The 15,228-nt window shown below is 57.1% G+C and carries 11 protein-coding genes; 8 read left to right on the top strand and 3 right to left on the bottom strand.

Features of this window, described 5'->3' with window-relative positions:
- Positions 1–49: 49 nt before the first annotated feature.
- Positions 50–2,320: a pilus assembly protein N-terminal domain-containing protein gene (locus Pla52nx_RS10085; RefSeq protein WP_197454815.1), complete on the bottom strand. Its 2,271-nt coding sequence runs from the start codon at positions 2,318–2,320 to the stop codon at positions 50–52.
- Between the two features lie 248 nt (positions 2,321–2,568).
- Positions 2,569–3,417 (bottom strand): TrmH family RNA methyltransferase, encoded by an 849-nt coding sequence (locus Pla52nx_RS10090; RefSeq protein ID WP_231742165.1) that lies wholly within the window; start codon positions 3,415–3,417, stop codon positions 2,569–2,571.
- Positions 3,418–3,658: 241 nt separating this feature from the next.
- On the opposite strand from Pla52nx_RS10090, the gene Pla52nx_RS10095 reads away from it, so the two are divergent.
- A complete protein-coding gene (locus tag Pla52nx_RS10095; RefSeq protein ID WP_231742166.1) occupies positions 3,659–4,867 on the top strand; it encodes an N-acetyltransferase in 1,209 nt (402 codons plus the stop codon).
- Here Pla52nx_RS10095 and Pla52nx_RS10100 read toward each other — a convergent pair.
- The gene (locus Pla52nx_RS10100) at positions 4,853–5,131 is read right to left on the bottom strand and encodes a hypothetical protein (RefSeq protein ID WP_146521572.1); all 279 of its coding nucleotides are present in this window, start codon (positions 5,129–5,131) and stop codon (positions 4,853–4,855) included. The two genes, Pla52nx_RS10095 and Pla52nx_RS10100, sit on opposite strands and share 15 nt — an antisense overlap.
- A 2-nt stretch (positions 5,132–5,133) precedes the next feature.
- Here Pla52nx_RS10100 and Pla52nx_RS10105 point away from each other — a divergent pair, with 2 nt between their 5' ends.
- The 7 genes from Pla52nx_RS10105 (at position 5,134) to Pla52nx_RS10135 (ending at position 15,207) form a co-directional block, all read left to right on the top strand.
- The gene (locus tag Pla52nx_RS10105; protein ID WP_146521573.1) at positions 5,134–6,519 is read left to right on the top strand and encodes a beta-ketoacyl synthase N-terminal-like domain-containing protein; all 1,386 of its coding nucleotides are present in this window, start codon (positions 5,134–5,136) and stop codon (positions 6,517–6,519) included.
- 493 nt (positions 6,520–7,012) lie between these two features.
- Positions 7,013–7,708 carry an FHA domain-containing protein gene (locus Pla52nx_RS10110; protein ID WP_146521574.1) on the top strand — a complete coding sequence of 232 codons (696 nt, stop codon included), beginning with the start codon at positions 7,013–7,015 and terminating at the stop codon, positions 7,706–7,708.
- Between the two features lie 13 nt (positions 7,709–7,721).
- Entirely contained in the window at positions 7,722–8,375 is a 654-nt protein-coding gene (locus Pla52nx_RS10115) for an RNA polymerase sigma factor (RefSeq protein ID WP_146521575.1), read from the top strand.
- Positions 8,368–8,988, top strand: coding sequence for a hypothetical protein (locus Pla52nx_RS10120; RefSeq protein WP_146521576.1), 621 nt, complete (start codon positions 8,368–8,370; stop codon positions 8,986–8,988). Before Pla52nx_RS10115 ends, Pla52nx_RS10120 begins: the two co-directional genes overlap by 8 nt.
- The gene (locus Pla52nx_RS10125) at positions 8,988–11,426 is read left to right on the top strand and encodes an alpha/beta hydrolase (protein ID WP_146521577.1); all 2,439 of its coding nucleotides are present in this window, start codon (positions 8,988–8,990) and stop codon (positions 11,424–11,426) included. The genes Pla52nx_RS10120 and Pla52nx_RS10125 overlap by 1 nt, the downstream gene beginning before the upstream one ends.
- 44 nt (positions 11,427–11,470) lie before the next feature.
- Positions 11,471–12,391, top strand: coding sequence for a TIM barrel protein (locus Pla52nx_RS10130; protein WP_231742167.1), 921 nt, complete (start codon positions 11,471–11,473; stop codon positions 12,389–12,391).
- Positions 12,392–12,603: 212 nt separating this feature from the next.
- Complete coding sequence (locus tag Pla52nx_RS10135) at positions 12,604–15,207, top strand: hypothetical protein (RefSeq protein ID WP_146521578.1); 2,604 nt, start codon at positions 12,604–12,606, stop codon at positions 15,205–15,207.
- The last annotated feature ends 21 nt before the right edge of the window (positions 15,208–15,228 follow it).

Consider the following 15,228-nt stretch of genomic DNA (forward strand, 5'->3'; position numbering starts at 1 on the left):
GTCAGGTGTCCAATGCCAGCCTGACGTCACTGCTTAACGCTACAGAGTGCTATGGAAAGGTGAGCGAATCTCGCACGGGGACCAAACACGTTTTTCGAACCATACGAACGATCTGCTTGGCCGTGACCTCGTCCGGGCATCGTCCAGAGACCAACAAATGGTCCTCGTTCTGCGTGACGCGAATCTTGGCCGATGGGAACATTCGTGAAATCGTTTGATTCAGCAATTGCGTCTTGTTTCCAAGTGACCCGCCGGTGGATTCGACGGCATCTTGAACTTGGATCTCAAAGGTCTTTACTCGCGTCGGACCGCCGGCTTCGGTGTCCGCCCACACGACCAGTTTGGTCGAACCGTTCCCCGTGCCGATCAGCTTTAATTGGTTAGGTCCTGACGCGATGACTTGGCAAACATCTTTGTCGGCCACCGTTACTCGTCGCAGTTGACCGCCGATCGTCAACGATCGCACTTGGGTCCGGGACATGTTCAGTGTCGTCACGGCTTCGACCGCCGGTGGGCTTGGCTGTGCTCGAAAGCTTGCAGGGCTGGCCGGGACCGACTGACTTGGCGTGTTGCTCTGCGTCGCCGGTGGCAATGTCGGCAGCGATTTGGATTCCGCCGCCAACAAGTCCGGCAGAGATCGACCGTCCGACATGGGGGTGAAAGTTTCAAAGTCGGCACCAGGTGCCTCGAAGACAACGGTTGCATCTTGTTGCTGGCGTTGAACCGGGTTGGCTCCTGTGACATCGATCACAGGGGCGACCATCGCAATCGAGTTGTCGGAGCTTTGCACCGAAATCGGCGGAGTCGTGACAGCGACCGGCGGACGGTTTCGCGCTTGTTGTGCCGCAACGACTTTTTCATTCTCTCGGATGACGCCAGGCTGCAGTTTTGGTGGTGCATTTTCCGGCGATTCGGACTTGTAGAGGATCGATGGTGTCGCCGGCGGATCGGCCAGTAGTACCATGGGCCTGGTCGCCACGATCAAGCCATCGGGTTGCGATGAATCGAACTGCGGGGCGGCTTTCAATGAAACGGGATCGCTCGCGGCCAACATGTCCTCTGCCGAGTCAGCGGCTTGCTCGTCGCTGAAATCCATCGACGGTGCGATTGCAACAGGCGACGATCGGGCTGTCAGCGGAGTGGCTCGCTCGATGTCGCTTGCCGACAATGCGACTTCATCTTCGTCCTCGGCTTGGATCACCAGCCGACGTGTCTGATCTTCCAGGGTGATCGGTTCCGGCATCGACATGGGATCGCTCGCCGAAGTCGCCGGTGCGCCCGTTGCATTCTGTGATGCGTCGTTGAAAGCAAAGTCGACGGGTTCGGCGGGCTGAACAAAACCAAGAGATGCCTGTGGCGACGACACCAGGTCGGCGTCTTCGCTCATCGTGGCGTCGATGGACTCGCTGTGCTGATCTTCAATCGCACTCTCCGCATCCTCAGCGGTCGTCTCAACATCCGATGCCGGCGTCGCCTCGGATTCTTTATCGGAGAACGTAAAAAAGATCGGCTGAGTTTCTTGGATGGGCTCGCGACCATCGCGTGCATCGGCAACGGGACGAACCGTCTGTAGAGCGGCAGCCTCCGCTGGCGAAGCCATCGGCGTCAACATGGCCGCTCCACCGGCATCATCATTTTGACGTGCGAGCGATTGTTTTCGTTCAAATGCGTTGCCCGTCAGATCGCCTTCGTTGTCCGAAGGCTCCACCACCGGCAACACGAATTCTTGATTGGCGAGATCCGTCTCTGCCTCGGCACGCACTGGCGATGGAATCGGGTTGCCGAACTCCAGAGTCTGTGATCGATCAATCGCCTGTGATCCACCCGAACCGATCAAATCGGTCGGCTGGAACGACTCCGACGCGATCAGCGGAACGGCTTGATCCACCAATGGATTCGTAACCGGTTGGCTTGGTGGCAAAGATTCCGAGATTTGAATCGAAGGCTGGGACGGCTGGACAGGCAGCGCACTCGCCGAGCTGTGGATTGGCATCAGGGTCGACGTGTTTCCCTGCGGCTTCAATCGAATCGATGTCTTGCTATCTCCCGAGGCGAGCTGTACCGGATACCGGTCGCTTCTCGGCGTGGTAACAAATGGATTGGATTGGACATCACCGGATGCCGCCTGTGGCACCTCGCGATGGGTGACGATTCGCATCGGTGAGCGAGTCACGGGTGGCGCGATGCTACGAGTTTGTGGCTGCTGTGCGGCCACTGGAGAAGCAGCCGCGAGAAGCCAGGCGAACAGAACCGCACGTTTGCTCGTGCGACTACGTCGTCCTCGGTGAACTCTCTGTTGTTTTGCGTTACAGTCACGCATGCCGCGTCCTTGCATCCAGTCAGTGGAAATCGGTAGGCCGTCTTCGGCGCACCGCCGGTCGTGCTCCGCCGCACGTCAACAGTCGTGCCCTTGAGCACCTCACGGATTCAGCTGCCGGCGTCAGACCAGCAGCCCTGAATGCCTGCGCACTCAATGTCCGTTGGGATTGGTATCGGATTCCAGTTGCCCCGACATTAACGATTCTGGCGGTCCGACCGCTTGTACGGCTGGTGCCTGTCGCAACGAAGCTACGTTTCAGACCGATTACGCATCGCCTCGTACGCGATCACGGCGGCGGAAACGGACACGTTCAAGCTATCAACATGCCCATTCATGGGGATTCGCACGCCCGAAACGGCTTGTCCCCCAACGGTTTTCCAGCGTTGTGCCAGGCCTTGAGATTCACTGCCCAGCAAGATCGCCAGGGGGCCAGACCAATCCACCGTCCAAAGTGATTGAGACGATTCGACACGCGCCGCCAGGACGCGAAAACCGCCTGAGACAAAGAACGCTTCCAACTCCTCGTCTTGGGCTTGTGCGTGCGGCACCGTGAAAACTGCACCCAAGCTGTTCCGGATTGCGTTGGGATTGAACGCATCAGCACCATTACCGCTCAAGATGACCGCATCGACACCGACGGCATCGGCACAGCGGAACACGGCACCGATGTTTCCCGGTTTTTCCAGTCCGTCCAGGACCAGAATCAGGGGCGCGGGGGGCAGTCGCTCTGCAAGTCCGGCCAAGCCACATTCTGGCTGCTGGAATTCCGAGACGACCCCGCGTGATGACTGGCCGTAGGAGATTTTGTTCAACAAGTCGTCCGAAACGAATCGCATGACGCCATCGGCCAGCACTTTTTCGCCCCGCGGACGCCCCAATTGTTCAAGCACTTGTTGGTTAGGTCGCTGGCCACCTGGGTCACCAGATTCGGCCGCGACGTACAGCCCAATGAGATCCAGGCCGCCTTCCAAAGCACGCAGAGTTTCACGCCAGCCGTCCACGAGCACGCGTTTCTCGCGTCGACGTGTGCGATTGTCTCGCATCCGGATCAAATGCTTGATCGTGGGATTGGCATGACTGCGAAGAACCTCGCCCACTGTTCTCTCTCCCAGTACTCTGTCGTTGGGGGCTCGCGTCACTCTTGTGTCATCCGGAGTTGCGTAGGAGGTTGAAATTGTCGACGTGTTGCGACGATCGGCCACAGATTCGATGCCGTCGGTAAACCGGAAAACGATTTTCCTGACTGCTTTTTTGGTGTCACGCCAGCGGCTCGTCGATGCATTTTGATATTCTGCTGGGCCTCCCCATCCTACTACAGCATCGCGCGACGAACAGATCATGAGCAGTGAACCGGCCAATTCCCCGCACCCGAATCCGCAATCGCAGAACCGCTCAACGACGGTCAGCGGACCGTATCAGTGCAAGCCTGTTACCAGCAAAGCAGATCAGAAAGCCTTCCTGCGGCTGGAAGTGGAGTTGTACCGCGACGACCCCAATTGGGTCACACCTCTATGGAGCGAGCGAAAATCGCTGTTGGGGTTCAAGTCGCATCCTTTCTATGACAACGCGGATTCACAAGCTTTTCTGGTGCTCAAGTCGGGAAAAGTCGTCGGGCGTGTTTTGGCGATCGTTAACCACGGTCACAACCAGTATCACGAAGAGAAACGAGGATTCTTTGGCTTTTTTGAATGCATCGATGACCTCCAGGCCAGCAGCTTGCTGTTGGAGACCGCCTGTGACTGGCTGCGTAGCAAAGGCATGACCGACGTTCGCGGTCCGGTGAACCCGAGCTTGAATTACGAATGCGGACTGCTGATCGATGGGTTCGATACACCGCCGACGTTCTTGATCTCCTACAACCACGCATACTACGGGCGGCTGATCGAAGCGTTTGGGTTTGAGAAGTCGCAGGACCTGTATTGTTACGATGCGAGCATGGACGACTTGGATGATCTCGACCCCAAGTTGAAATTCGTGATCGACGAAGCCACCAAACGTTTCAAGGTAAAATGCCGGCCGGTTGATCCTAAGAATCCCAGCGATATCCAAGCCTTTCTCGATATCTACAACCAGTCACTGCAAAGGACTTGGGGTTACGTCCCGATGAGTCAAGCCGAGCTGTTGCATCAGAGCCAGCAGATGAAACACTTGATCGTACCTCGACTGACAAGCCTCGCGGAGATCGACGGAAAACCGGTCGGAGCAGGATTCGGCTTGCTGGATTTCAACCAAATCCTGATCGGCATGAACGGTCGCCTGTTTCCGTTCGGCTGGCTGAAGCTGCTGTTGGGCAAGAAAAAAATCGATCGACTGAGACTGGTCAGCACCAATGTGCTGCCCGAGTATCAGAAATGGGGCTTGGGCCTAGTGACCTTGGCACGGATCCTGCCCGACGCCATCGACTACGGCATTCGAACGGGCGAATTCTCGTGGGTTCTGGAGAGCAATTCGCTCTCCAGAGGCACCATCGAGCGGGGCGGCGCCCGTCGCACCAAGGTGCAGCGTATTTACGACATGTCACTCTCGGGCGACTCAGCTGGCGATTGATTTCGACGGCGAGTTGCGTGCCGATGCACCGGTAAATACGACTTCAATCGGCCTCCACAGCATCGATTCAGCGTCTTTCTGCGGCAAATCGGGCAGTCCGGTAGCATAGGTTCCGATAGCGAACCATAATTTCGCTTCTACCAACTCACGACTGTCCGTTGCTGGCTCACACACGGCACGGGAATCAACACCGGTAACATTTACCGAATCACTCACGACCACGGCGATTTTCAGAATCGCGTTGCCCTCTTCGCAGACTCTCATCCATGTCACCCAACCCCATCATGATCACCGGCGTCGGCGTGGTCAGTTCGATCGGGATCGGCCGCAAAGCTTTCTTTGAGGGACTGCTCAATAAGAAATCCGGTATCTGTTGGCTTTCCGAGCGAACCGACGACGACGCCAAGCCAGATGTCGACAACATGGAACCCAAGGGGATTTGGGTGGGCGGTCCGATTCTGGACTTTGACGCCAAAGAATTCGTGCGGCCACGAAAAGCGTTGAAGGTCATGTGCCGCGAGATCCAACTTTCGTTCGCCGCCTCCATGCTGGCGATTGACGACGCCGGGCTGACGGACGCTTTTCCCGCAGCGGAGGACGGCGTGATCACGCCCGACCGAGTGGGCACGGTGTTCGGCGGGGAAATGTTTTTTGGACCGCCTCAAGAAATGGTCGACTCCATCCAGGCCTGCTTGGCCGAAGGCGATCAGATCAATACATCTGTGTTCGGGATGGCGGCGAAAAAAAATCTGATGCCCCTGTGGATGCTGAAGTACTTGCCCAACATGCCCGCCTGCCATGTCGGTATCTCCGTTAACGCACACGGACCCAACAACTCACTTGTGCTGGGCGATGTCTCTGGGCCCGCTGCGATCATGGAATCCATCTCGTGCTTGCAACGAGGAATCGCCGATGTGATCCTCAGCGGCAGCATCGGCAATCGACTCAATACTTCACGAATGACCTGTCGCTATGACTCGCCGATTCCCGAGGTCAATGGCGAAGTAAAATGGGCGTCGCGGCCACACGATCCCGATGCGACCGGCGTTGTCGGTGGCGAAGCCGCTGTGACCCTGGTGCTGGAGTCCAGTGATCACGCCAAACAACGTGGCGTCAAACCGCTTGCAACCATCCTGAGTTCCGCCTCACGTTTCGTGGCCTCCGAGGCAATCCAACATGGCGAGCGATCCGGTGAGCTGAATCCGCCGTTCCATCGTGGCAGCTCCAAGGCAATCCGACTGGCAATCTCGGGAGCATTGACACAAGCCAACCGGGTGGCAGCAGACATCGGACTGGTCGTCAGCCACGCGATGGGAGACCCGATGATGGACAGCGCAGAACGGATCGCCTTGAGTGAGCTAGAAATCACGGCGCCGCTGGTCGCTCCGATCGCTGCACTGGGGCACACAGGCGCTGCATCCGGCGGCATCGCGGTAGCAACGGGTGCCCTCGCACTGGCCAACGGCATGATCCCACCGACCGTCGGTGTCGAGCCAGCTCCCCAAGAGACGAGCTCTGAATCCAATTCGGCACCCCATCGTTGCGGACTTCGCTCGACCGCAGAACCTCTTCGTTCTCCGTTGGTCTTGTGTCTTGCCAGCACCGCAGAAGGCAGTGCGACTGCGATCCTGCTGGGCGATTCTGCCCGGTAAGCTGGCTTTGCATGGCAATAAGGAGGGCGGCGGATAAATCTGTACCCGCCGTAGTGGACGAAGTCACGAGTCTCTGAAACCCTGAAGCGAAAAACCAGGGCGAGGACTCGTAGCCTCGTCCACTACAGGTGATTTTTTCATCTGCCTCTCGCCGGAATCGCCCATTGGCCCCCTCTGGTAGGCTGTTTGTGCTCATCAAAAGCTCGCAAACTCGATTTTATGGCATTCTCCCAACCACAAGAACCGCATACAATTGGCTAACTTGGGCAAGTAAGCCGCAGTCGTAAACAACCTAGTCTCATCCTCAGGACGGACTCGTGCAAAACGGTGTATAACTTTGCACGCAGCATGTCGTGGCGTCAGGGACGGCCAATCATCGGGCGGCATCGAGATCATGTTCGGATCGAGTGTGCCCGAGACCAAGCGGCTGGCGACCGCTTGGCAGTCAGACAGGACAGTCCATTCGAGGGATTCGATTTTCTTCAGGTGATCCATGCAAGTAAAGCTCAAGGTAATGACCGGCAGTCACGGGGGCAAAGAGATCTCGGTTGCCAGCGAAAAGTTCCTGATCGGACGTAGCGAATCGTGCCAACTGCGTCCCAAGAGCGAATCGATCAGCCGCAAGCATTGCATCATCGTGGTCCGGGATGGCAAAGTCCTGATCCAGGACCTCAAGAGCCGTAACGGCACCTACGTCAATGACAAACGCTTGCCAAGCGATCGCGCCAAAGTGCTCGCGGCCGGTGACGTCATCAAGCTCGGAAAGCTGACGTTTGAATTGGTCATCGATCATGGATTGCAGGGCAACAAGAAACCCCACGTCGCCGATGTCGGCGATGCCGCCGAGCGTACAGTCAATGCCGAAGACAGTCGGTTTGAAGAAGTCGATGTGACGAGTTGGTTGGACGAAGCCGATCAGATTGATCGCGTCCGAAAACTTTCCGATCCGGAAACCAGGCAGTTCAAATTGGATGAGGCTGGGTCGGACGACTCCGGAAACAAAGTCGGTGATTCGTCGGGTGACAGCACAGAACTGTCCGTCAACGACACTTCAATGATCGAAAGGCTCAAAGAAGCCAAGAAGAAAAAGGAGCCGGGTAAGTTGCCCGACAACTTGAAGAAATCGATGAAGGACAGCTCACGTGACGCCGCCGATGACGCGCTGAAACGTTTCTTTAGCGGACGATAGGAATCCCCCAGCGATGGCAGATCATCCCCCTGGCGCAGTCGCACCCGATGCGTTGGAATCCAACGCAGTGCTCGCTGAACGCTTCGGGAACCATGACGCCGGGGCGATGACCACGCTGGTTGCACGCTATTACGAGTTCGTTTTTCAAGCCTGCTTTCGCATTCTGCAACATCGTCAGGATGCCGAGGATGCCACGCAAGAAACGTTCACTCGATTGGCCAAGTACTTTCATCGATGGGACAAACGTCGACCGCTGGAACCTTGGCTGATCACCATTGCGGGAAATCGATGTCGGACGGCGATGTCCAAGAAAAGTGGTTTTGCAGAACTCACCGAAGCCGCTGAACCTGAAACCTTGGCTTGCACGCAACAGCAGGCCGCCGATGCCTTACGAGAGGAAGTCTCTCTGGTGCTGCAAGACTGTCCGGAGCAACAGCGAGTCGCGTTCGAACTTTTCCATGAACATGCGATGACCTATGCGGAAATCGCTCATCGTATGCAATGCCCAGTCGGAACAGTCAAGACGTGGGTACACCGAGCTCGAATGGTCCTGATTCAGCAATTACAACAACGTGAAGTCGTACCCCCACGGGGCGCCAGTCGATTGCAGGCGATCGCGACAGAGTCAGTTCGCTCTCCTCATCACGGAGGCCACTGCGATGAATGATTCCAACCGTGACCAAATGACGTGCTCGTGCTTTGAGCAGCGTTTGCAATCTTTGCTGGACCAACGCGTCGACCCGCAGAGCGACACACACTTGCTCGCTCACGCTCAGTTCTGTCCGTCGTGCAGCAACGCTTTGATGACATGGTCTCGTGTGCAATCGTTGTATACGAAACCAGATGTGACGACGGAGTGCGACACACCGGTGATCTCGCCGCGTCGACGCTCGGAAAGCCGCGTCGTGGCCACGCTCACTGCCGTCGCCGCCGCGATCGCGCTGCTCATCATCGCGGTGCGTCCATCGACAACGCCACAGCAAACCGCTGCCGTGGTCACCTCTCGGCCGCAGAGCAGCGAAACAAACACGGTGCCGCCACCCACTGCTGCCACGTCGACGATTGTTTCATCCATCGATTCACAACACGGACCATCCACACCTGATGCCGATCAAGCGTTGTTGGCGCGACAATGGATCGAATCGATGCAGGGCCGCGATTGGATGGCCGAGACGATGCCCGCGGTTCAGTCCGTTGGTCAAGGCGTTGCACCGTTGGGACGATCGCTCATGCAAGCCGTGACGATCTTGACGCAGTCCACTCGCAATCAAACGTCCTGATGTCCCGGACCATCATCCGCCCCGACGGACGAACCATCCGGCTCTGCTGGCTCCTGGTGAGTTTGATCAGCATCGCAACGCTGGGCAAACACTCTGCCGCTGAGGAACAAATCGTCCTCAAAAGCGGATTGACCTTGCAAGGATTGAGCGCGCCGATCGCAACGCTCAATCAAAACCCGTTTCAGGCAGGTGGCGCAGGTGCAGTCAACACGTTGCCGATCTTGATGGTCAGCGACGGACTACGGCGAATGTACATCCATCGCCGCGGGATGGTTGTTGGCCCTCCCGTCAACGTGCCCGGTCTGCAACAGGATATCACGCTCAAGCAACCGGAACCCCTGGCGGGAAAACAAGTTCAGGGCATCGGCAATATTCTCGGGATCTCACCCTTCAATAAATACGGTCGCAGAACGATCACGGTCCGTGGCCCCGACGGCAGCCCGTTGCCGATCTTTCAAGGCATCACGGAGATCAATTCTCGATACGCCAAACTGATCGCTCTGAAGCAAACGCCGTCTTATGACTGGGACATGCGTGTCGCCACGAGTTCGTTGGCTTCGCCGATTTTGCAACAAATCTTGCATCAACGACTGACAAAACAGATCGGACTGTCTCGACAACAAGTGTTTGATCGAAGACTCGAAATCGTACGCTTCTTCATGGAGGCCAAACGTTTCGCTGTGGCGCAAGAAGAACTCGAAGGCGTGATGCGTGATTTCCCCGATCAACAAAAGATGGACGCCCAGTTGGCCGGGATCGTTCGAGAGCAGGCCACGCAGTTGATCAACGAAGCCAACTTCCGAGCCAGCGTCGGGCAAGTCAACTATGCGAAGTCGATCTTCTCTCAATTTCCACGGACGGAAATCGGTCGTGTCACGCTGCAAAGTGTGATCGACGGTGAGCAACGCTTGGCAACAATCGATCAACAGATCATCGACTTGATCGAGCAACTGCGAACCCAGGTCCAGCAGTTGCCGGCCGCTCAAGGCTCACAACTGACCCCGATCGTCGACGAGATCGCTGCAGGACTCTCGGCGGCGACGTTGCCACGGTTGAGCGACTACTCCCGCTTGGGCAATTCCGAAACGATCCCTTTGGACAACCGCGTGGCACTCGCCGTCGCCGGTTGGTTTCTCGGTTCGGGATCAGGCGAACAGAATCTGTCCGTTGCCATTGCGTTGGCAACCGTTCGTGATCTGGTCCGTGAGTATCTCGGAGTCGCCGACGCAGCACGCAGGCAAGCGATCTTGGCGCAGTTGAAAACTTTGGAAGGCGCCGACATCCAATACGTCTCACGCATGTTGCCTTTGTTGGTGCCACCCCAAGCTTGGCCGGACAGCGCAGCGGATCCCGATGTCGCTGGACTCTTTCGCATCGGCATCAACGACTCCGGAATCGCAGATGAAGCCGTCGTTGCCGAGGGTTCAGCGAGCTACGTCGTGCAGTTGCCGCCGGAGTACGATCCGCTTCGCGAGTACCCGTGCATTTTGGCTTTGCACGCACCCGGCGACAGCGCGGAAAATCAAGTGGAATGGTGGGCTGGTCCCTACGATGCGGAAAGCAAAGTCCGCCATGGCCACGCAGCGAGAAACGGTTACATCGTCGTCGCACCCGCTTGGACTCGTCCTACTCAGCGGCAATACGAGTACACGCCCCGGGAACATCAACGCATCCTCGTCTGTTTGCGCGACGCGATGCGACGTTGCAGCATCGATGCCGACCGAGTGTTCATCGTAGGACATGGCGATGGGGGAACCGCCGCTTGGGATATCGCCCTGTCGCACCCCGACCATTGGGCCGGCATGATTTCGATCACGGGCGAACCGAACAAGACGATCCAACATTACTACCCCACGGCTCAATACGTTCCGATGTATTTGGTCATGGGTGAATCCGCCGGCACGCCACCGCCATTGATTCGGCACGGCCCGATATTGGACGATCACATGAACGTCCGCAACGATGCGATCGTCGTGATGTATCTTGGCCGGGGCTCGGAGTATTTCTACGAAGAAATCCTTGATCTCTTTGAGTGGATGAACGCACCGACTCATAAGCGAAAACCGACGCCGCAAGAGTTCGAAGCGGTCACGATGCGCGAGGGTGATCAGTATTTTTGGTGGCTGGAACTGGGACCGCTCAAACCACTGGCCCGCATCAATCCCATTCTCTGGGACGACGCACCAAGGAAAGTTGGCTCAAAGGTCGGCGGAAGAGTCCTGACCGAGAATCAGATTCGAATGGAAGGTCCCACGGACGAGTACACGCTGTGGCTCAGGCCCGATATGGGTATCGATCTGAATCAGCAAGTCGTGATCAGAAACGCCAGCACTCCCCAGCGATTCGATTTTGATGGCTCGCTCGACGTCATCTTGGAAGACGCTCGGACGCGAGCAGACAGAAAACGTCCCTTTTGGGCGAAGGTTCGAGTACCCTGATCTCCTTTGTCGCACCTCCCGAAACCCGCAGAGAAACACGAACGATGAAACGCCGCGAATTCTTGACCGCTCAAGCAGCACTGGTCGGTGGCGCCGCATTGGTCGGCAATCGCTTGGCCGCACACGAACCTCTGGTTCAATCAGACGGTGCCGATGCCGCAAAGGCTTCAGCGAATCCGATCCGGCAATCCGTGATGGGCTGGTGCTTCAATCCCATGGACACGCTCACTTTGGCCAAGCATTGTAAGGCGATCGGACTCGAAGCGATGGAAGGGATTTCGCCCAATCACTACGACGCCGTGACAAAGCTCGGGCTCAAGATCTCTCTGGTCGGCAGCCACGGCTTTGCCACCGGACCACTGGACCCCGAAAATCACGCGGAGGTCGAATCGAAACTGCGAAACGGCATCGACTTGGCCGTTCAATACGGGGCTCCCAATGTGATCACCTTCACCGGGATGCGGAAAGCAGGAATCAGCGACGAAGCCGCACGCCGAAATTGCCTGGATTGCTGGAAACGAGTTATCGGATACGCGGAAGAAAAAAACGTGGGGCTTGTTTTGGAGCACCTCAACAGCAAAGCCCACAAGAACGCCGACGGCACAATCCACCCCATGAAAGGGCACCCGGGATACTGGGGTGATGATATCCACCTTTGTGCCGAGTTGGTCAACGAGATGGGCAGTGAAAAATTCAAACTGCTTTTCGACATTTATCACGTTCAAATCATGAACGGTGACTTGATCGAGAATCTCCGCCGTTACCGAACGATTACAGGCCACTATCACACCGCTGGTAATCCCGGCCGACGAGAGCTGGACGACCAGCAGGAGATCAACTACCCGCCCATCATGCGTGCGATTCAGGCCAGCGACTATAACGGGTACGTCGCTCAGGAGTTCATTCCGACCAGCGACGACCCCATCGCATCACTTCAGCAGGCATTTGATCTCTGTAACGTTTGATTTTGCCAGCATCAGGGTGCGAACCACCGTTCGCCAGGCCTTGGCTGGGAACCTTCCCCTCGGCTAGGTGTCTCATACTCCAGGTGCCCCGCAGCCATGTCGTCCCAGCCGCCCGAAACTGCCCCCAATGGAACCGCCAATGCTATAGAGCAGGTCGGTGATCAATCGGGGTGGACGGCGAGGCTTCGTCGTCCAAATATAGGCTTGGTCAGATGACGGAACCGGACCGCGACACTGTCGCCGACACCCCTGCGAGCATCGCAACAGATGGGGTTCAGATACCTGATGATGAGGATACGCAAACTGTGGTTTCAAGGGGATTAACCAACGCCGATTTTCAGCGGCTGGGTGTCGATCCACGCGAGGTTCGGCACATGGTGATCCGCCGTGCCGCCCTGGAAACCACCGAGCCGCTTGCGCAACGCTACTTACAGGCTCCCAGCGCCAAGCTGGAAATTCAACTGACGCAAATTGCGACATCCACCTATCGCGTGCTCGATCCGCGTCAGCGGACCGACCCTAGTCAGCGTGCCAACGTGGGACGGATCCGCCCCAATCTGATCGACTGGGCAGGACGAACGGAATTCGCGCTGGCCGAGCGTGGGGAGGAACTCGCCGAGAGCAATCGCGAGCACCTCAATGACGGCGGCGCAGCATCACGCTCCAGCGACACCCCCGCCGCTTCATCCAAGCATTCCCACACGATCGATTTTGGGTTCCTGAAATCTCGCCCGCTCGAATCACCTGATACCGTCCTTGATGACGGATTCGATCTCACCGGCAATTCTCAGTGGCCTTCGCAACACGTTTCCATTTCGACAGGCATCGATTTGGGTCTGTCGAGTTCGTTGAGTCGAAGCCTGGATTCCGGCGACCTTGTCCGTGACGACTTTCGGCGATCGCCGATCAGACGTTTTCGTTTCTGGCTCAGACAACCCGCGACACTACTCGGGCTGATTGCCATCTTGGTCGCGACCAGTGGCGGGGTACTCGGATGGTCTCTGCGTCGCAGCAGCGTTGTCATGGTCCCGACGGTTCAGTCCGACGAGCCGATCGACATTGCCCTGGTCGAATACCCCGACGCCCAATCCGGCCGAGAAAAAATCAAGAACGCCGCGGCGACTCCGCCTGCTCAAGTCACGTCACCCAAACCATCCAAGCTGGTTTCCAGGCCGGTTCCTGGATCACCAGTGAAATCGGGTTCGCAAATGGGCTCGACGGAAAGCACAGCAGCAAGCGGCGATGCATCAACCGAGCCCACATCGTCGCTTCAGATCGATCCGATCGTGTTGGCAGCACGCGCAAGAAGCCAAACCATTTCTCTCGCACAGGGCCTTGGTCATTGGTTTGCATCGGCCAGCAACCAAGTGGCATTGCAGTGGAACGAATCCTTGACGAGTCTCGCTAAGGAATTGCAGTCCAAAGCCAGCGAAATGCCCAGCGCCGTTGCATCGATTGCACCGCCTCTCGATCCAGCAGCGAGCGATCTTCCAGAGCCAAACCCGCAAGATGTTCCGCCCTATGAGGAACTGGCCAAAGCCGCGCGGGATTACATCGCCCAGCCAGTCACGGTGGCAACGCCGGTGGAGCACTTTCAAAAGGCAACCGCCGGTTTGCGTTTGCACGATCAACTGATTTGCATCGAACAATTCGTCTTGGCACAACAGCTAGCGGATCAAGTTCGTCGGCACTGCGCCTTTTCCAACGACCTGGATTTGGTCGAGCGGATCAAAGCTGACGCGGCCGTCGCTTCCGAAATGCGAGAGATGTCCAACAAGGTCGACGACATTCTGCAACGGAGTGTTACTGACGAGCCTTCGTCAGGTGATGCAGCCATTGTCGGTAGGTACTTGTGCCTCTACCAACGCAACTGGCAACGTGGAGGTTCGTGGATCGAAAACGCCAGCGATGTCCGACTTGCTTCTTTAGCAAAACAAGACGTCGAGTTGACGCAGCAATTAGCAGCTCAGCAACTCAAACGTTCTGAGATCGCAGACTTGGCGTCCAAGTGGTTCAAGATCTCAGCAAGATTCTCGGGTCGTGAAGCCGAGTCGATCGCGTTGCGAGCCCTGCACTGGTATCAGCTTGCCCTGGCCGACGACACCGAGAACGATCGAGCGAACGAATTGGGCGAAGTGCAAACGCTGCGGACACGAGCGGAAATGCAGTCGCTCATCGAATCCTTGCCGGTCCATCTGCAGCCGATCACGCCGTCTGAAGTCACAACGCCGAAAACGGACAGTCCGAGCGCTCAGCCGGTGGTCGCAAACGGGCCACGGCTGATGCACGGAACCATTCGGCCGATCGATGTCGGATCGCCATTGGGCGAGATCTTTCGACCTGGTGATCTCGTGCTCGGTTTTCAGTATTCGCCTGGGATCACGATCAGCCCGGCTCAATGGACTCAGATCGGTGAGCGTCTGTTCGTTGATGATCGATCGATCCAATTGGAACTCGCGGGCGAGTTCTCGCTCAGTGAAAGCACCACGATCGAAATCGTCTTTTCCGCTGGCGGTTCCTTGCAATCTCAATCGATCCTGATTGACTCACAGCAAGTGGACCTGACGCCGGGAAAGGACGCCGACGAAGCGTTGGCAGTGATGGCCGGGCCGGTCATCAAGAATCAGCAATCGACATCACTGAGCCTTGATCCGGGCAAGCATACCGTTCGCTGGAACGTCGTCGCCTCTCAAATCGATACGATCGTCCTCGCTTTGGTCGATGCGGACTCCAAGTCAACTGTCCATGTCACTCCCGATCCGTCCGTCGATCTCTCATCGACCCGCGGAATGGTCAGCTTGCTGCCCAGTCGATAACACAGCTTGGTTTCTCGATTT

Source organism: Stieleria varia, from assembly GCF_038443385.1.
Classification (GTDB): domain Bacteria; phylum Planctomycetota; class Planctomycetia; order Pirellulales; family Pirellulaceae; genus Stieleria; species Stieleria varia.